We start from the raw sequence: 17,156 nt of genomic DNA on the forward strand, positions 1-17,156 counted from the left end.
CACTGTGTTTTAGAAACTTTTAGTTGTAGTAGAGGCAATATTCATGATTCCAGTAGTGGCGCTTGTTGGTCGTCCTAACGTCGGTAAATCGACTTTATTTAACCGCCTAACTCGCACAAGAGATGCTCTTGTTGCAGACTTCCCAGGTTTAACTCGTGACCGTAAATACGGCCGAGCGTTTCTTGCTGGATACGAATTCATTGTTGTTGATACAGGTGGTATCGACGGTACTGAAGAAGGCATTGAAACTAAAATGGCTGAACAATCATTAGCTGCGATTGAAGAAGCTGATGTTGTGTTATTTATGGTTGATGCCCGTTCAGGTCTTACAGCAGCGGACGAAGCATTAGCTAAGCATTTACGCTCTCGAGATAAAACGACATTCTTAGTCGCTAATAAAGTTGATGGTGTTGATGCAGACTCAGCGTGCGCTGAATTTTGGGGTTTAGGCATTGGTAATGTATACCAAATGGCAGCAGCCCAAGGCCGTGGTGTTACCAGTATGATTGACGAAGCTTTAGCACCTTACGCTGAAGCTATGGGTATTGAGCGTGATAAAGAGCTTCAAGATCCTGAAAAAATTCGTGAGTATACGGAAGAGGAAGCTGAAGAAGAGCAAAAACGCCTTCAAGAATTACCGATTAAAATGGCTATTATTGGTAAGCCGAATGTTGGTAAGTCAACACTAACCAACCGAGTACTCGGTGAAGACCGAGTTGTGGTCTATGATGAGCCAGGCACGACCCGTGACAGTATTTATATTCCTATGGAACGTGATGGCCGTGAATACATTATCATTGATACCGCAGGTGTGCGCCGTCGTACTAAAGTAAACCTTGCTGTCGAAAAGTTCTCCGTCATTAAAACCTTAAAAGCGGTTGAAGACGCCAACGTTGTGTTGCTAGTCATCGATGCACGTGAAGGGATCAGTGAACAAGATCTTGGATTACTGGGTTTCGTACTCAACGCAGGTAAAGCATTAGTTATCGCTGTCAACAAATGGGATGGCATGGATAACGATGCCAGAGAATGGATAAAACGTGAATTAGATAGACGCTTAGGCTTTATCGATTTTGCACGTATCCACTTTATCTCTGCACTTCATGGTACAGGCGTTGGTCATATCTTTGAGTCAGTTGAAGAAGCTTATGACAGTGCAACTCGTCGTGTTACGACTTCAAAGTTAACTCGTATTATGCAAATGTCACAAGATGATCATCAACCGCCGATGGTAAATGGTCGTCGCGTCAAGCTTAAGTACGCTCATGCTGGTGGTTACAACCCACCTATCGTTGTAGTTCATGGTAATCAAGTTAATAAGTTACCAGATTCATACAAGCGTTATATGATGAACTACTTCCGCCGTTCGCTTCAGATTGTGGGTACACCAATTCAATTGCGTTTCCATGAAAGTTCTAACCCGTTTGAAGGCAAAAAAGAGAAATTAACTCTAAGCCAAGAACGTAGAAGAAAACGTGCAATGAGCCACATTCAAGGTCGCAAAAAATAACCGCACTTATTACCAAAAGAGGCCAGTCGGCCTCTTTTCTTTTTTAGGCTTCTAAATTTTCAGCTTGTGCTATTTTTAATGTAGAAATGATTTTTGATTTTTCTTTGGGTAAGCCACTAAACATTTAGTCGGCAAAATCATAATAAGTTAAAACAGAGCAATGACTGAACAGCAGGATAGCTACTTCACTAAAGGCAGCGCCATTGTGTTTCTCACCTTTATTGGTGGGTTCATAACAGCCTATATTTTCAATGTAACGTTCTCTCGAGCACTTGGGCCTGTGGGCTATGGTGATTATAAAGTTGCTGAGGCATTTTTAAGTCTCGGTTCAATGGTCGCACTAATGGGAGGAGGTAAAGCTGTTGCTAAATTTCTACCTGATCAAATAGAAGGAAATTGCGAAGGAGTATGGGATTACACTAAGTTCTATACTGTTATCATCGCCGGAGTATCCTTAATCCTAGCCGGACTTGTCGTTTTATTTCATGAACTTCATTTTGCTTTTGAAGCTGACAATGAATACCACCCACTGTTACTGACGACTTTAGCGATCCCAACTTTTGCTTTTGCCTCTTTATTGGGTGGCATTTTACTCGTTGCAAAACGCTTAGAACTCGCCTTCATTCCATGGCGAATCGGTAACCCCGGACTCAGGCTTATTTTTGGCTTAATTTATCTATTCGTTGTAGGGAGCTTAAACAGCTTTGAAGCTGTGGTTATTATGACGTTGTCCAGCGCAATTGTTGCTTTATATTGCTACTACAAAGTCAGAGCATTAGCGTTAATGCCAATCACCCCTGTCGATAATTTTATAGAACCTAAAAAATGGTTATCTGTTTCATTTCCAATGATGATGATCATTGTATTACAAGCGATGACCAAACAGCTTGATATTTACATGCTGGAGTATATGTCGAGTGAAATAAGCGTTGGCCATTTCGCAGCGGCCCAAACAACGGCAAATTCTATCGCAACTATGCAGCTAGCCATCTTCGGGCTTGTATCCCCGTTGATCGTTCCTGCACTTAAGAAAGGTAAACAGCATGTAGCGCAAATTAATCGTAAATCTTTTAAAATCGTTTTATTGATTGTTATTCCGCTTTGCGCAATCTTGATTTACTTTGCCCATCCGATTTTAGAGATATACGGCCACGATACACATCATACTTATTTAGGCTTAATCATTTTGGTACTTGGATATGGAATTAGTTGTATTTTTGGCATGAGCACCATTTTCTTACAATACACAGGTAAGGAACAAACTGTGACATTCATTATGATATTGTCTGTGCTTTTAAATGCTGTATTGAATGCGTTATTAATCCCTATCATTGATGTTGAAGGTGCCGCAATTGCTACAGGTGCCGCCATGATATTCAATGTAGTCGTAACCGGTGCTTATATGTATAAGCATTTAGGAATACTACCTTGGAGTCATAACTGTAAAACAGCCTAGTTTTCACTAGAGGCCGTTCCCGATTAGTCATTTAGATTTGTTACTGCCAATTTTAGGCGTAACCCGAAGGGCTGTGTATACTTTTCGTTTCTTCTGTGTTGCCGAATGCTTATATAGAGTAACTACACCTCACATTCGTCGTCTTGAATAAACAAAAAGTCTACTACAGCAAATCGAAATCGTTAATTGGGAACGGCCTCTAGGCTAGCTATTCACTAACCTTCAATATCTAAAGGTCCAACATCCATTCCGTCATAAGAAACGCCGAACTCTTTAGCTAAGGTATAGAACTCTTTATTGCGCTTATCTAAAGATTCAACAGTGTGAAGCTCTTCCCTATCAACTCTTAAATAAATAAGTTCAGGATTTTCATCGCCTTCTTCAGCTTCAATAAACCCAATAGGTTCATAACCTTCACTTTCTAAGTGACTCCCTAAAGCAGTAAGCTTTTTCTCACTAGTATCAGCGAAAAAGAACGACCAACGGCACTTCTGATCAATGTCAAAATTTGCACTATGTTGACTTGTAAATTCACGAGTTTCTACGAAAAAGGCTTCTAACACATCAATTGAGATTTCTGACACAATATCACTCCAAAATAGAATTGGCGCAATTATATCAGCTAATTGATTTAGCTTATTCTCTTTTTAATAGAGGCATTAAAATCGTTTCTAACCCATTACGTTTAACTTCATACATTAAGGCCAACTGCTCTCCTAGTTTTCCATCGGGAAAGCCTTTCTGTTTAAACCAAACCAAATAAGGTTCAGGTAACTTTAATAAAGGGCTGCCTGCATATTTGCCAAACGGCATCTTCATGTTAATTGCTTCTAGCAATTCTTGATTAGATAAATCCATACCTTCCGAACCTAAAAATGTGTCAATAAACCATCAAATTGATAAAGGTCGTCAAAATACTCTCACAAAGATTAACACCAACATTAATCTTTAAGAGAATTTTTGCGAGGCGCAATTTCAAGGTCTACATTTTACTATCCGAAGTGTCGTGAAGTACAAGGAAGTTAGGATGATTTTATTGGTTGGTGGCGAGAAAGGTGGCAGCGGGAAGAGCTGTTTGGCACAAAACATATCCGTATTCTTTACTAAAGAATGCGAAGCTTCTGTAATTATGGTGGACTGTGATCCCCAACGAACAACGTCTGACTGGATTCAAGCAAGGAATAATAATCAGCTTCCAGCCATTAATTGTGTTCAGCTATACGGAAAAATCCGTAACGATTTACTTAGCTTAGAGCAGCACTATGATGTGATAATCGTTGACTGTGGAGGACAAGATAACCTTGCGATGCGCGCAGCGATGTCTGTTGCAAGTCATGTCTTAATGCCTCTTCGCCCTAAGCGTCGAGATTTAAAAACTGTTAATCATATGGATGATATTGTTGGCACATGCATGATGATAAACCCTGACATGAAAGCGTCATTTGTCATCACTCAATGCCCCAGCCTTCCAAGCCAAGCAAAACGTATTTTAGAAGCTAAAGAAGTGTGTAGTACCTATGACATCAATGTGTTGGACTCTATTACGTTTAGTCGAAACGTATATGATGACAGTGAAGAATCAGGTCTATCCGTCATCGAGCTCGATCCTGAAGGAAAAGCAGCTCAAGAGATCAGAAACATTACTTTTGAACAATTTGAAGTTAATTCTATTGAACAGTTACAAACATTGTTACAAGAGAAAAAAGCGAATCCATTAAGAGGTAACTATGGCATTACAGGATCTCAAAAAACAAGCCTTCGCCAATAGGCGAAAAAAGCCAAGAGTAAATGCTGAAGAGTTTATAGAGCAAGCTTCGCTCTATGCTCAAGGTATACCAACTCAACGAGCATCGAATTATGATAATGTCATCGACTTTGCGACAGGAAAACCAACGTTTGTAATGCTTGGTCGTGTTAATAGCGATGAAAACACTGAAGTATACGCTATTAAAAGCAAAATTCGCTTTAAGAATGCGACGTTTTCGTTAAGTTATCAGGCTATTGAGCAGTTAAATCAGTTAGCCCAAGAGACTCAATTGGCTAAATCACACATATTGAGAATATTGATTGAAGCAAATGCTCAGGGGCCATTAAATTTAGTTCAATATTATGCTCGTAACAAAACAAGTTGATTGAACTTTATTCACACTAAATGGTATAACTCATTAAACTCGTTATTGTTTTATGAACAGGAAGTTTAATGAAAAATAGATGGATTTTAGGGACTGGGTGCGCTGTTGTATTTTTTATTTTCGTTGTTTGGGTTAGTAAAGAACAAACTCACTATAGCCTAGCAAAATCATATCTGAACACGACAAAAACCGTCACCCACCAAACAAAAGACGCCACTACTCAACGCACATCGAGCATTTCTAGACTAGAAGCTTCTAACGAAGCTAAGCTACTTCCCGCCGTTACTCAGCAACAGATACGTACTTGTGATAAAGATTTTTCAAATTATTTTTCAGAAGAAGATGAAACTGCCTATGAATCAATAAGTGACAAATTTGAGCAACACCCAGCGATTGAGAGCCAACTTGCTTATGCACTCACTCGAGAGTCCAAAGATAAGAATATATTACTTAAACGGTTAAGATCCGAATATCCTCACAACCAGCTGGTTAAGTACACATTATTGTCAGCCTGCTTAATTACACCCGATGAGTGCGAATCCGTTTCTGAGGCATTTTCTATTCCCCCTCAAGAGCAAAACGGCGCTATTTGGTTAATGGCTGCAATGAATGCATTACACAAAAAAATGATGAATTAGCACTTACCTATTTGAATGAAGCCTCAAAATCCCCCGTTTATGAAGATTATTGGGGACAGTATTTAGCACTATTTAACATAGCTCTAGAGCAGGCTGGAGTGAAAAACAACTTAAGCCGCAATGTTGCAACCATTGGATTTGGTGCCGCATTAGCCTTTCCACCTTTAAATAGCCTTACGAACCTTTGCAAAAATGTCGATGTTGATGCTCATCTATTAATTACGCAGTGCTTAAACATTGGAAAGCGAATGACAAACGGGAAAGTATCATTACTCAGTACGTATATAGGGCTAGCGCTTCAAAAGATGACTTATGAAAAACTCGGAGAAGATAAATTATTAAGCGAAATATCTCGAATAAGAGATAAAATGTCTATTGAAAACCAACAAGCTGGTTTAGCCTCTATTCAAATGATGATGAGCCGAAAACGAACCCATGACTGGATGCAAAAACTCATTGATATAGGTGAAGTTGAAGCAAATCGCTACTTAATCAATGAAGCGATGATGCACTCACAAGATCCAAACTTCGACCCTTGTGAATTCGATTGGTGATTAAATTCCGATCAGAACAAACCTTGAATAATCGTCATTCGTACCCAAGATATTAATTAACTAAAACAAAAGGACAGTTATGTTAGTTATTATCTTACTTGCAGTTATCGGATTATTCGCTTGTTTGTGGGTTCTTTCAATTGATTGGCGTAAACAGCGTAGACGCCAGAAAATTATGGCACAGCCATTTCCGACTTTATGGCGAAAAATAATTAAACACAGATTACCTTTTTTCCGTGGATTACCAGACCACCTAAAACTTCAACTTAAAAAGCACATCCAAGTTTTTATTGCAGAAAAAGAGTTTATTGGCTGTGATGGGCAACTAATTAATGATGATGTGAAAGTAACTATCGCTGGACAGGCATGCTTGTTATTGCTCAATAAAAACACTGACTATTATCCGAAGCTCAAACAAATTTTAGTTTACCCTTCAGCCTTTTATGTCGATTCAGAACAAAACGATAATGGCATTGTCTCCCATAAACGCAGAGTATTATTAGGAGAATCATGGGAACAAGGAAAAGTAATACTTTCTTGGCCTGATACACTTTCATCTGCAGCAGACCCTGCGGATGGCTCTAACTTAATTTTCCATGAATTTGCACATCAATTAGACCAGCAAACAGGCGTTGCGAATGGTGCCCCGGTATTACCCAAACAAGAAGACTATAAGGAGTGGTCACAGATATTAAATCGTGAATTTAAACAATTGCAATATTGTGCTGAGAATCAATTGCCATGCCTATTTGATTACTATGGAGCAACCAACCCGGCGGAGTTCTTTGCGGTCATAACAGAAGTATTCTTTGAGCAGCCGCAGGAATTTAGTGAACAGCACCCGCAGCTGTATCAACAACTCGTTAAAACCTACGCCCTCGAACCATTAACTTGGGATCAATAAAGTGAACAAAACGCATTTGCTTTTTGTGCTCCTCATCAGCTGCATCAAATGACGATTGGTATTTAATAATTTCATCACCACCATCGTCTTTGGCTACTTGCAAGGCAACATCAGCCTGACGTCTAACTTCAGCATCATTTATCTCAGGAGTTCTTTGCATTAAACAAGCAACACCTATGCTCACCGTCATATTGAAATGTTCTCGAGTCTCAAAAGTATTACAGTTATGTACTTCTTCTTGTAAGCTCTGAGCTAAGTCAATTGCATCATTATTTCTATTCAATTCTAAATAGACATAAAAGCGACCATTACCACTGTAACTCCCTTTGGCTTTCTTAAACCTAGACAGTTTCTTAATCACCTTAGCTATCTGGATGATCACCCAATCAGCATGTTCATGACCAAGTATCCGATTAAAATCTTTTAGCTTATCAATATCAACGGCAAGAACGGCAAACCCGTTCGCTCGGTACATGGCATCGTGGAATAAGTCTTTGGACATTTTAGAGGCAGCATCATGACGAAGTAGCCCTGTCAACGGGTTATATCTATTGCGACGATAGCTGCAAATCCCCATATAAACAGAAGTAAAAACTGTCGTTCCACACAAAATCATAATAATTTTAAGGATTTGGTTATCGTACAGCAGCTCCATTTCTTTATCGATTTGGCGTAACTCGCGCCCAGAGCTGATGTATTCTGTATTCTCATTCTTTTGGATAAAATCTTCTAACTCTTCAAAATCAAATTTCGCCGCTTCATACGCTAAAGTTTTGATTTTTTCATCATCATAGATTTTTTGTTGGTAATCTTGGGCTTTTTTTGAGGCTTCGAAGGCTTCTTTGTACTTACCTTCTTGGTAATGAAGGTCTGCAAGAATTTTGTAAGTTCCTTTTTTAGCATTATGAATTTGACTATCGTCTTCAATACTCGTGACATTCATCGCTAAATCTTTTGCTTTAATGAATTTCTTTTGTGCAAAATATATTTTTGATAACAAATAGTGATTACTTGCAATGATACTAGGGACGTTCAGTGACTTTAGATAATCCAATGAATGTAAAATAGATACTTCTGCTTCGTCGTACGAGCTTTCTTCAATATAGATTTGACCTAATGTTCTGTAGATTAAAGAAGTTCCAAAGTCTTCTTTTGCTTTTTTACATAGAGTAAGTGTTTCTGATGCCAATACTTTAAAGTTTTCATTCGCTTTTATCTCAAAAGCATTAGCAGATTCTAGGGTTTTTAAAAAACAGACTTGCCTAGTCACTGGGTCATCAATTAAATGTAAGGCTTTATGTACATATCTTTGACTTGAAGGGTAAGCACCAAGGTTATAATAGAAGTTTGCCATCCTAATATAAACATCACGCTGGTTACTAGGGTCGACTAAATGATCGATAATTTTTATCTGTTTTTTTGCTGCTTTTAATGCACTCCCGTATTCACTTAATGCTAAGTAATTCGTCATTTGAAAGCGATAAACCAATGACTCAAGTTCAATGGATATAGCTAGCCGTTCTGCGCTATTTAATAATTTAATTGCGAGTTCATGTTCATTTAAATAAGTAAAATATACAGCTTTCCAAATAAACAACTCACCCTGTTGCTCTGTATTCAATTTACTTTTATTAAGCTCTAATTCTTTTATTAACTCATCAGCTTGATTTGAGTCTGTTGTTACAACCTTTCTAAGTAAGTCAAGTTGTTGCTCAAGGCTATTTGAATCTTGCGCAGAAGAAGTGCTGGCTATTAGAAAACTAACAGCCAGAAAGAGGGTCGAAAAGAAATTCAATTTAAAGTTCTTCACCAGTTGCGATATAAAGCATTTTCAAACCAGATGAAGAAATCTTAGAAATCTTTTCTAATTTCTTTTCATCTTTAGTCATAATCGCTTCAATTTCTTCGTCTGCAACGCCATACTTTTTCATTACACCACGAGGATCTTTTTTATAAGCTTCAAGTAGCTCTGTGTCTTGCCCTAATTTTCCCAAAAAATCTGCTAACATTCTTGTTCGCTCCTTTTCTTTTTTATTTCCATTTGAAATCTTTTTATTAAGCTTTTATAAATCTAAAAGCTCACCCTAAATCTTCTGGAGTAATGCCTAATTTCTCCATTACTTCTAAGTTGTATTCCAACTTTTTAGAAGGAGGTATCACTAAAGTACTAATGTGATTTAACTGTGCGTATGGCAAATCTTGTAACTTAATTCTATCAATACGAGGTTCAAACACTGGCAAGTTAGCAGCTTCATAGATAATAATTTCATGCTCTAATGGGTACCACTCAGAGAGCTGTTCCACCAAAATTTGCAGACGATCAGAATCGGTATGAAATTTCTTCAGCGTGTGTTCACCCGCTAAGGAGATTTGCCAGAGTAATAAATGAGTTGTTGGATCTGGGATATGTTTAAAAAACATAAATTGACTGGCTTCATAGCCTTGGTTACCGCTTTTACCAGGGTCTATACCTACGTCAGCCCACAAGCATGCTTCTGCAGAAATTGCTGGCTCCATGTGGGCATCAAAACCCTCTTTTGTTGCCTGAGCTATAGCAATATGAGAGATACAAGCAAAAACACCGGGGTGACCATATAAAGCACAAACGGTTTTCTTTCCATCACGAACGGCTGCCAATATAGCCTCGACCATTTCTTTATAGGTGTCTCGACGACTCTTGATCTCACCTTCTTGAGCATAGAAAGGTTGGAGGTCAATAATGTTCTCATTGAGCCCTTCAACCCAATGCTGGGCATTACTTTCTGGGACAAGTGTAAAAACAACATCAGCCTTTTCGATGTAGTCCTTACTTCTTACGCTAATATGGCCAGCCAGTTGTAATCCGGTTCCAACAAAGACAAGTGAGCCCAAAATTTACCTCAATAAAATTATTGTTATTATTTTAGCGCCTCACGTTAATCAGTAAGGCATTGATAGTCAATGCGTAAATTACATTAGCAATAACATATATACAACACTTATATTTACATAGCATTACATTTGAACAATATAATGAAATCGATTTCACAGTGCTAACTTGGTTGAAAGCTAAGCCATGCCTAGTATTAACGCTCTAGGAAAGAATTCTTGCCATCACTTATTGTTCTTGAGGGTTTAACTGATAATTATCTCTTTTCATCGACAAACAAAATGTTACATTTTGAAATGTGATGTGCTTTTACCATTTAAATATTGAACTTATTTACAGAGTTATATTCAAATAGCTCAATAACAATAACCTTGTCATCATAGTATCAGCTTGGGTATGATGGCGGCAGAATTTTAGAATACAGTGGTTAACATGATCGATAAAAAGCAGGGAGTTACCCTTTTAGGGGCAGTAGCGCTTTCGTTATCTTTAAGTGCATGCAGTGTTTTTGATTGGCTAATCTATAAGCCAGATGTACCGCAAGGTAACTATATGGATCAACAGCAAGTTGAAAAACTGCGCATCGACATGACTAAAGAACAGGCCGAGTATGTCTTAGGCCACCCTGTTTTACGTGACAGCTTTGCAGATAACACTTGGTACTACATATATCACTATAAAAGTGGCCGCGACGCGAGCATCATTCATAAAGAACTCATTCTGAATTTTGACAAAAATAAGCTCGTCAAAGTCAGTGGTGATTATAAATTAAGTGAAAACTTTGATGTGCCTTTAGGTCAAGAGTCACTACCAGAAGTAAAATCATCCCCAAGTGAGCCTATGAACCCGGATTTGCGTCCCGATGCAAAACCGCTTGTAAAAGAAAGCGCCACAGAGCCACAGCTTAAAAAGCCAATTAAGAATATCGATAAAAGAGTTAAAGAGAAAAAGTCTCAGTAATCGCAAATAAAAAGCGCCAATAGGCGCTTTTTATTATTAAATATCATAAAACAACTCAATTACTTAATTTTTCCACCAGTAACTTTGTTGGCTCTACCTTCTTGCACCGCTTTCTCAGCTCGACGACGACGAACATCTTTTGGATCAGCAATTAACGGACGATAAACCTCCAGCCGATCCCCAGGCTCTATAACTCTGTCATGTTTAACTAAATTACTAAAGACGCCTAATTTTACTGATTCAAGCTCTATCTCAGGGAAAAGGGTAAGCAAGTTGCTTAACCTAAGCACTTCAATAGCTGTAGTTCCCATGTTAACTTTTACTTGGAGAATTTTTTGTTGCTTAGGTAATGCATAAACTACATCGACCATAAAAGCATCTTTATCATGATTCATTATTGATTACCGCCGTAGACTACTTTTGCTCGTTGTGTGAACGCTGTCACCATAGAGCCCATTAGCTCTTTAAATAGTTTATTAAAAGCAAAATCAACCAAAGAGCTACTAAACTCAAAATCAAGATCAAATTCTACTTTGCAAGCATCTTCAGCAAGCTCAGTGAACTTCCACTCTCCCTTTAAATGCTTAAAAGGTCCGTTTTCAAGTTGCAACTGAATAGACTTACCTTCAACTAAATCGTTTTTTGTTGTAAACGTTTTATTCATCCCTGCTTTGCGGATATCAACGGATGCCACCATTGTTTCACCATCAAAGCTAAGGACTTTGCCACCAACACAACCAGGAAGAAATTCTTTATAAGACTCTACATCATTGACAAGTTTATACATTTGCAACGCACTATGTCGCACTAACATACTTCGGGAAATCTGTGGCATACATTCATCAGCAATAACAATTTAAGTGCAATTTTACTATTAAGCATTTAAAGAAACAAAAAAATTACAAAGTATTTTTGCTAACTACTAATAACACAACGAATTGTTATAGCCCACCCAAAGCAACATGAGTATAATGTCGATATTATGGCAAAGAAAAAATCAAAAAAAGCGGCGCCTGGCAGTATTGTCCGAAATAAACGCGCCACCTTCGAATATAAAATCGAAGAAAAAATCGAAGCTGGTCTTGAACTACAAGGTTGGGAAGTTAAATCTTTACGTATGGGTAAAGTTACACTTGCTGATACCTACGTATTTATAAAAGACGGTGAGTGCTGGATGCATGGATGTACAGTAACACCGCTAAATACAGCATCAACCCACACTTATTGTGAACCAGCACGGCTCAAAAAACTATTACTCAAGCGTAAAGAAATCGATAAGCTTGAAGGTTTAGTTGAACGACAAGGATACGCTATCGTACCTCTTGCTCTTTATTGGCGTAAAAATGCTTGGGTAAAAGTAGAAATAGGCCTAGGTAAAGGTAAAAAAGAACACGATAAACGTGATGCCAGCAAAGACCGTGACTGGCAACGAGAAAAATCTCGAACGATGAAAGAAAGCTTAAAGCAATAACGTTAACAACCTATGAGTGATATAAATATTCATATTAAGTACTTTGCGGTATGAATTATCGCCACTTAATAAGACTTTATGAAATAAGTGTTGGCTGAGCTCATAGGTAAACGTTATACTGAAAGTCTTGGGGGCGATTAGGATTCGACAGGATTCACGAAACCCTGGGAGCATGTCGAGGGGCGGTTGGCCTCGTAAAAAGCCGCACAGTTATAGTTGCAAACGACGATAACGTACACGCTGTAGCCGCTTAATAACCGGTTTGTCAGCCCATCCTGCTCACGTTTCTCAAATGGGCAGAGTAATTGGATGGTCATCTAACATTTGATAGCGAGGGAACCTTGTTTGGGGGTGAACCGCGAAACAGTACCAAACTCACCTGACGATATCCTGTCTTTCGGAGCTCTACCAGGTTAAATAAAAGAAAGACTAAACATGTAGCGCCTTGGATGTAGGCTTTCTGGACGGGGGTTCAAATCCCCCCGCCTCCACCAAATAAAACAAAGACCTAGCTCATCGAGCTAGGTCTTTTTTCTTTTATAATGACTACAAAACTGTGGCCATTTACCCTCAAAAACACCCTAAATAATAAATCCACACCCACCACTGCCATAGCTAAAAAACTAAATTTATTGCTAAACAACTAGAGCTATTCTTAATTCGTCCAGAAATGTTTCATCCATGGATGAATGATATGTTGCGTGGGTCAGTTAAAAGAGCTTAATAATCAGAATTGGAAAGAAAACTGTATTTGAGGGAGGAAAAACTTAAAGCCTTACAGACTTCAACAAATAATGAATCACATAAAACTTGTAACTCACAATCGCCCCTAAATGAGCTAGTTAGTCGGCACTGAAAAATAGCTAACATTCTGTTTGTTAATACAATATAGCTAAGTGAGCCGTTAGATTTCGACCAGAAATGAGAAAATACCCTTTAGTTTCTGGTCGTTTTCGGAGTTAAGCATGCTCAAAAAAAGTCCTTTAAATTCACCGAACGCTAGCTTGTTTGATATCACTGGCCAACTTCAACAAAATCACCCTTTATTGACTTTAGCTCGCACCTTTTATCGGGATTCACTCGAGCAAGAGTTTAAACAACTTTATAAAAAGTCAGACCGTAAAACCAAGCCTATTAGGCTGAGTTTGGATTTCATCTGACAGACAGATACGAGAGAAAAAGAGACCTTCAATTCTTCTTCATTTCGTTCCCTTTTCACTCCTAGTAATACTTTGCTGCTTCCTGCTCACCTAAGAGCGCTTCGCTTTATTACAGCCAATTTAACTTTTTCCCATATGCGACCATCAATTGCTGATAACCCGAATGCAATTACTCCCATTCCTAGAAAATGTATTACAGTTAAAGACTCATTCAAGAATAGTGAACCAAGCAGTATGGCGGAAATTGGTATAAGCATCGTGACTAACAAGAGGTTTGTTGCTCCGGCTAATTCTAATATTCTAAAATAAAGTACATAGGCTATAGCTGTAGAAAAAATAGCAAGACAAACAATAGCACCCCATGTATTTATGTTTATGTCTTTTATATTGACTGGGCCATCAATAAACAATGTTACAGGGATTAATATAAATGTTGAGGCTGTAACCTGACCTGCTGCAGTAATGATTGGATTTATTTTCATCGATTTGAATCTTCTGCCATATACTCCGGCAAAGGCATAAGATACTGTTGCTATAACAATTGCAACTTGCGCTAACAATTTACCTTCGCCAGCGACTGTAGGTACACCAATCATAACGATCACTCCAGTCAATCCAATTCCTGCACCGATGATTTTTAATATCGAAGGTCGCTCATCAGGTAGCATAATGCCCGCAATAATCACAGTAAATATAGGTGTTGCAGCGTTGAGAATTGATGCGATCCCAGAGGCTACTTGAGTTTGCCCCCATGCAATTAACACAAATGGAATAACATTGTTCAACAACCCAATTGCAAAAAATGAAATCCAAACATTCATTTGTTTTGGCGGTCGGTGCCCTAGAGCAAATGCTATTCCCCATAAAATTATTGCAGCTATGGCAACCCTAAGAGTGACGACTGTAAACGGAGGTAATTCATTAACCGCTACACCCACAAAAAAGAAGGATCCGCCCCATAATACAGAAAGAATAATGAGCATTGTCCATACTTTAAAGCTCATTGTATGGCTGATGGATGTTGTCATAGTTGATTTAATCCTAAGGGATAATAATTGACTTCAATGCTAACTATTACTTCCAATTCAAAACATCCGAATATTGCTATTTATTGCAAATTAAAAACTATAGTAAAAAGCAATTCCTTAGCAAGATTCGGATGTTTTCTATAGGTATTATATGATTAGATTGTATTCAACAGGCTAATTGATGAGAAGGGTTATGCCACATTTATCTGAAAGCAAAATGAGAAAAGCTGTAGCACAAAGAGATAACGCCTTTGATGGGCAATTTTTCTACGGAGTTGTTACTACAGGGGTATTCTGCTTTCCATCATGTTCAACCAAATCACCAAACCCTGAAAATTTGAGGTTTTTCTTCAGTACAGAATCAGCAATGCAGGCAGGATTTCGACCTTGCAAACGTTGTTCACCCTCTAAGCAAGATGACCGAACAGGTGCAATGATTGAAGTTGCTCGATACATTGAAAACCATTTCGAAGATAAAATTACGTTAGCTCAATTAGGTACCGTAGCCAATCTTTCACCTTCTCGACTACAACGAGTATTTAAAGAAATGTTCGGTGTATCGCCAAAGCAATATAAAGATGCCGTGCGTATGAGAAAATTCAAGCGCTCGTTAAAAAGTGGTGAAGGGATTACGGAAGCTATTTATTCATCTGGTTTTGGTTCAATCAGTCGTATCTATGGAGAGGAAACTCGACACATTGGTATGACACCAAAAGCATACAGGGCTGGCGGTGAAGGAGAAGTCATTCATTATGCGTGCAGAAAAAGTGCTATTGGTTACATGATAATGGCAGCAACAGAAAAGGGAGTATGTTCAGTGCAATTTGGAGAAGATGAAGAAGCATTAGTTGCCATACTATCTAAAGAGTTTGCTAAAGCACAATTAGTACATTCTGAAGCACAGAATGCACCAGAGCTAGATGAATGGATGATTGCTTTGGATGCACACATAAATAGAGATGCACCAAAACCAAATATTCCTCTCGATATTCGAGGTACAGCTTTTCAAATCAAAGTATGGCAATTTCTACTTAGTATTAGAGAAGGAGACGTAGCGAGCTATGGTGAAGTTGCATCTCATATTGATAACCCGAAAGCTGTTAGAGCAGTTGGAACTGCATGTGGTAAAAACCCAATAGCTGTACTTATTCCATGTCACCGAGTACTGAGGGGAGATGGCTCTTTAGGCGGTTATCGTTGGGGGTTAGCACGAAAAAGGACGTTATTGGACATCGAAAGACGAAAGAAAAAGATAGCAAACAAATAGCAAAAACAATAGTGAGTGTTGAAGATACGCCCCTTATCACTGCGTTTCACGCTGTGTTCGAAGGTCGTTTTTATGTGGGGGTGATAAATATAATGGCGTTAACTACGAACATCGCCGTGATGTGGGCTGAATCTCTAATAATTGAATTAGCAAAAGTGTTTGCCGTGGATACTTGTTCTTATCCTGTAATGTCGAACCATTTGCACGTTGTGCCGAGAATTGATATTGAATTGGCCAACACTTGAACTGGTGAAGAAGTTCTCACTCAATGGTATAAGTTATTCAAAGGTTCTTTGTTATCTCAGCGCTTTATCAAAGGTGACAAGCCGAACCAATGGTAGCTAAAGATAAACAAGTTACTGAATACCGTCATCGTCTAAGTGATATCAGCTGGTTTATGCGTGCCTTAAATGAGCCTACCGCTCGCATGGTGAATAAAGAATATGGATGCAAAGGTCGTTTTTGAGAAGAACGGTTCAAATCACAAGCCTTGCTAGACGAAGCGGCTATTTTATCTTGTATTGCTTATGTTGACCTTAATCCAACTCGAGCAAAACTGAGATAAACAGCATGATTAGTTTTATTAAAAACAATGATTTTAAGTGTGTCCACAAAGTGTCCACGCAGCCGCTACTTGACGGTCTCTGATGATACACACATACATTCCAAGTTATTGAAAATACTCCACAAACATTATGACATGGTTATTAAAATAAAATGTAGGCTTTCTGGGCGGGGGGAAAGTTTGTGGTGATTAAAGATCTCGTAAGTGGATTTAAGTGTCAGCTTGAACCACCAACTTATTTTATTCATTCAACAATGAGAAAGCACCACATCTTGGGCATATTTAGTTATCCCTTTTACATGCTTTTTGTGCTGTAAATTAGCTTTAACTCAACGATGCAGTGTTTCAACTTCTGCCTCGAAAATTATGGATAGTTAGGCTAATCCCAATTAGTTTTATGTTTATCAGCAACTGAATTTGCGATAACCAAAATATCAATGCTTTTTAGCGAGTCTATAGTGAACTTATTAATATTACTTTTAATCACATAGTCATCGCTTGTAAGTGTCTTAGCAAATGGAGCATACATACCTGTTAATGTGTAGAAATTATTATAAGCGTCATCGATTTGAACCTGTACCGCTACACTTAGTTTTGAAGTATGGAACTTAATTCTTTAGATCGTAAATTAAGTCGACTTTT

19 protein-coding genes, 1 other RNA gene and 1 pseudogene are annotated in these 17,156 nt (G+C 38.3%); 13 read left to right on the plus strand and 8 right to left on the minus strand.

Going from position 1 to position 17,156, the window contains the following annotated elements:
- The first annotated feature begins 43 nt into the window (after positions 1–43).
- Positions 44–1,510, plus strand: coding sequence for a ribosome biogenesis GTPase Der (gene der, locus AC1EU2_RS07250; protein WP_129946864.1), 1,467 nt, complete (start codon positions 44–46; stop codon positions 1,508–1,510).
- A gap of 160 nt (positions 1,511–1,670) precedes the next feature.
- Positions 1,671–2,966 (plus strand): oligosaccharide flippase family protein, encoded by a 1,296-nt coding sequence (locus tag AC1EU2_RS07255; RefSeq protein ID WP_480297440.1) that lies wholly within the window; start codon positions 1,671–1,673, stop codon positions 2,964–2,966.
- 215 nt (positions 2,967–3,181) lie between these two features.
- On the opposite strand, the gene AC1EU2_RS07260 is transcribed toward AC1EU2_RS07255, so the two are convergent.
- Both AC1EU2_RS07260 and AC1EU2_RS07265 read right to left on the minus strand, forming a co-directional pair.
- Positions 3,182–3,550 (minus strand): ribonuclease E inhibitor RraB, encoded by a 369-nt coding sequence (locus AC1EU2_RS07260; protein ID WP_480297441.1) that lies wholly within the window; start codon positions 3,548–3,550, stop codon positions 3,182–3,184.
- A gap of 52 nt (positions 3,551–3,602) precedes the next feature.
- The gene (locus tag AC1EU2_RS07265) at positions 3,603–3,824 is read right to left on the minus strand and encodes a DUF3820 family protein (RefSeq protein ID WP_480297443.1); all 222 of its coding nucleotides are present in this window, start codon (positions 3,822–3,824) and stop codon (positions 3,603–3,605) included.
- Positions 3,825–3,993: 169 nt separating this feature from the next.
- Here AC1EU2_RS07265 and AC1EU2_RS07270 point away from each other — a divergent pair, with 169 nt between their 5' ends.
- The 5 genes from AC1EU2_RS07270 to AC1EU2_RS07290 all read left to right on the plus strand — a co-directional run bounded on the left by AC1EU2_RS07270 (position 3,994) and on the right by AC1EU2_RS07290 (position 7,194).
- Positions 3,994–4,734, plus strand: coding sequence for a nucleotide-binding protein (locus AC1EU2_RS07270; RefSeq protein WP_480297444.1), 741 nt, complete (start codon positions 3,994–3,996; stop codon positions 4,732–4,734).
- Positions 4,694–5,098, plus strand: coding sequence for a hypothetical protein (locus AC1EU2_RS07275; RefSeq protein ID WP_480297445.1), 405 nt, complete (start codon positions 4,694–4,696; stop codon positions 5,096–5,098). The genes AC1EU2_RS07270 and AC1EU2_RS07275 overlap by 41 nt, the downstream gene beginning before the upstream one ends.
- A 68-nt stretch (positions 5,099–5,166) precedes the next feature.
- Positions 5,167–5,736 carry a hypothetical protein gene (locus AC1EU2_RS07280; RefSeq protein WP_480297447.1) on the plus strand — a complete coding sequence of 190 codons (570 nt, stop codon included), beginning with the start codon at positions 5,167–5,169 and terminating at the stop codon, positions 5,734–5,736.
- Positions 5,737–5,834: 98 nt separating this feature from the next.
- Complete coding sequence (locus tag AC1EU2_RS07285; RefSeq protein ID WP_480297449.1) at positions 5,835–6,290, plus strand: hypothetical protein; 456 nt, start codon at positions 5,835–5,837, stop codon at positions 6,288–6,290.
- Between the two features lie 79 nt (positions 6,291–6,369).
- Positions 6,370–7,194: a M90 family metallopeptidase gene (locus AC1EU2_RS07290; protein ID WP_480297451.1), complete on the plus strand. Its 825-nt coding sequence runs from the start codon at positions 6,370–6,372 to the stop codon at positions 7,192–7,194.
- Here AC1EU2_RS07290 and AC1EU2_RS07295 read toward each other — a convergent pair.
- The 3 genes from AC1EU2_RS07295 to AC1EU2_RS07305 all read right to left on the minus strand — a co-directional run bounded on the left by AC1EU2_RS07295 (position 7,154) and on the right by AC1EU2_RS07305 (position 10,065).
- Positions 7,154–8,989 carry a diguanylate cyclase gene (locus AC1EU2_RS07295; RefSeq protein WP_480297453.1) on the minus strand — a complete coding sequence of 612 codons (1,836 nt, stop codon included), beginning with the start codon at positions 8,987–8,989 and terminating at the stop codon, positions 7,154–7,156. The genes AC1EU2_RS07290 and AC1EU2_RS07295 overlap by 41 nt on opposite strands.
- 1 nt (position 8,990) lies before the next feature.
- Positions 8,991–9,203, minus strand: coding sequence for a hypothetical protein (locus AC1EU2_RS07300; protein WP_480297454.1), 213 nt, complete (start codon positions 9,201–9,203; stop codon positions 8,991–8,993).
- A gap of 70 nt (positions 9,204–9,273) precedes the next feature.
- Positions 9,274–10,065: an SAM-dependent methyltransferase gene (locus tag AC1EU2_RS07305; protein ID WP_480297456.1), complete on the minus strand. Its 792-nt coding sequence runs from the start codon at positions 10,063–10,065 to the stop codon at positions 9,274–9,276.
- A gap of 430 nt (positions 10,066–10,495) precedes the next feature.
- Here AC1EU2_RS07305 and AC1EU2_RS07310 point away from each other — a divergent pair, with 430 nt between their 5' ends.
- Positions 10,496–11,023 carry an outer membrane protein assembly factor BamE gene (locus AC1EU2_RS07310; RefSeq protein ID WP_480297458.1) on the plus strand — a complete coding sequence of 176 codons (528 nt, stop codon included), beginning with the start codon at positions 10,496–10,498 and terminating at the stop codon, positions 11,021–11,023.
- 59 nt (positions 11,024–11,082) lie between these two features.
- Here AC1EU2_RS07310 and AC1EU2_RS07315 read toward each other — a convergent pair whose 3' ends face one another.
- Both AC1EU2_RS07315 and AC1EU2_RS07320 read right to left on the minus strand, forming a co-directional pair.
- Complete coding sequence (locus tag AC1EU2_RS07315; RefSeq protein ID WP_480297460.1) at positions 11,083–11,418, minus strand: RnfH family protein; 336 nt, start codon at positions 11,416–11,418, stop codon at positions 11,083–11,085.
- Positions 11,418–11,858 (minus strand): SRPBCC family protein, encoded by a 441-nt coding sequence (locus AC1EU2_RS07320; RefSeq protein ID WP_480297462.1) that lies wholly within the window; start codon positions 11,856–11,858, stop codon positions 11,418–11,420. The genes AC1EU2_RS07315 and AC1EU2_RS07320 overlap by 1 nt, the downstream gene beginning before the upstream one ends.
- A gap of 147 nt (positions 11,859–12,005) precedes the next feature.
- On the opposite strand from AC1EU2_RS07320, the gene smpB reads away from it, so the two are divergent.
- From smpB to AC1EU2_RS07335, 3 genes are all read left to right on the plus strand, one after another.
- Positions 12,006–12,494, plus strand: coding sequence for an SsrA-binding protein SmpB (gene smpB, locus AC1EU2_RS07325; protein ID WP_480297463.1), 489 nt, complete (start codon positions 12,006–12,008; stop codon positions 12,492–12,494).
- 129 nt (positions 12,495–12,623) lie between these two features.
- Positions 12,624–12,988: a transfer-messenger RNA gene (gene ssrA / locus AC1EU2_RS07330) on the plus strand.
- A gap of 471 nt (positions 12,989–13,459) precedes the next feature.
- A complete protein-coding gene (locus AC1EU2_RS07335; protein WP_480297465.1) occupies positions 13,460–13,654 on the plus strand; it encodes a hypothetical protein in 195 nt (64 codons plus the stop codon).
- 86 nt (positions 13,655–13,740) lie between these two features.
- Here the strand turns inward: AC1EU2_RS07335 and AC1EU2_RS07340 are convergent, their stop codons facing one another.
- On the minus strand, positions 13,741–14,682 hold the full coding sequence (locus tag AC1EU2_RS07340; RefSeq protein ID WP_480297466.1) for a DMT family transporter: 942 nt from the start codon (positions 14,680–14,682) through the stop codon (positions 13,741–13,743).
- Positions 14,683–14,875: 193 nt separating this feature from the next.
- Here AC1EU2_RS07340 and AC1EU2_RS07345 point away from each other — a divergent pair, with 193 nt between their 5' ends.
- Together AC1EU2_RS07345 and AC1EU2_RS07350 are read left to right on the plus strand one after the other, a co-directional pair.
- Positions 14,876–15,949: a bifunctional transcriptional activator/DNA repair enzyme AdaA gene (locus AC1EU2_RS07345; protein ID WP_480297467.1), complete on the plus strand. Its 1,074-nt coding sequence runs from the start codon at positions 14,876–14,878 to the stop codon at positions 15,947–15,949.
- Positions 15,946–16,508 (plus strand): annotated as a pseudogene (locus tag AC1EU2_RS07350) (transposase); the annotation flags it as partial. The gene AC1EU2_RS07345 and the pseudogene AC1EU2_RS07350, both read left to right, overlap by 4 nt.
- Positions 16,509–17,156 lie beyond the last annotated feature (648 nt).

The sequence above is a fragment of the Parashewanella sp. 2304DJ23-3 genome (assembly GCF_056591695.1).

Coding starts and splice junctions, on each gene's coding strand:
- AC1EU2_RS07320 (WP_480297462.1), bottom strand. CDS start 11,858: ATGCCACAGATTTCCCGAAGTATGTTAGTGCGACATAGTGCGTTGCAA.
- AC1EU2_RS07290 (WP_480297451.1), top strand. CDS start 6,370: ATGTTAGTTATTATCTTACTTGCAGTTATCGGATTATTCGCTTGTTTG.
- der (WP_129946864.1), top strand. CDS start 44: ATGATTCCAGTAGTGGCGCTTGTTGGTCGTCCTAACGTCGGTAAATCG.
- AC1EU2_RS07310 (WP_480297458.1), top strand. CDS start 10,496: ATGATCGATAAAAAGCAGGGAGTTACCCTTTTAGGGGCAGTAGCGCTT.
- AC1EU2_RS07265 (WP_480297443.1), bottom strand. CDS start 3,824: ATGGATTTATCTAATCAAGAATTGCTAGAAGCAATTAACATGAAGATG.
- AC1EU2_RS07345 (WP_480297467.1), top strand. CDS start 14,876: ATGCCACATTTATCTGAAAGCAAAATGAGAAAAGCTGTAGCACAAAGA.
- AC1EU2_RS07280 (WP_480297447.1), top strand. CDS start 5,167: ATGAAAAATAGATGGATTTTAGGGACTGGGTGCGCTGTTGTATTTTTT.
- AC1EU2_RS07255 (WP_480297440.1), top strand. CDS start 1,671: ATGACTGAACAGCAGGATAGCTACTTCACTAAAGGCAGCGCCATTGTG.
- smpB (WP_480297463.1), top strand. CDS start 12,006: ATGGCAAAGAAAAAATCAAAAAAAGCGGCGCCTGGCAGTATTGTCCGA.
- AC1EU2_RS07270 (WP_480297444.1), top strand. CDS start 3,994: ATGATTTTATTGGTTGGTGGCGAGAAAGGTGGCAGCGGGAAGAGCTGT.
- AC1EU2_RS07300 (WP_480297454.1), bottom strand. CDS start 9,203: ATGTTAGCAGATTTTTTGGGAAAATTAGGGCAAGACACAGAGCTACTT.
- AC1EU2_RS07335 (WP_480297465.1), top strand. CDS start 13,460: ATGCTCAAAAAAAGTCCTTTAAATTCACCGAACGCTAGCTTGTTTGAT.
- AC1EU2_RS07340 (WP_480297466.1), bottom strand. CDS start 14,682: ATGACAACATCCATCAGCCATACAATGAGCTTTAAAGTATGGACAATG.
- AC1EU2_RS07315 (WP_480297460.1), bottom strand. CDS start 11,418: ATGAATCATGATAAAGATGCTTTTATGGTCGATGTAGTTTATGCATTA.
- AC1EU2_RS07275 (WP_480297445.1), top strand. CDS start 4,694: ATGGCATTACAGGATCTCAAAAAACAAGCCTTCGCCAATAGGCGAAAA.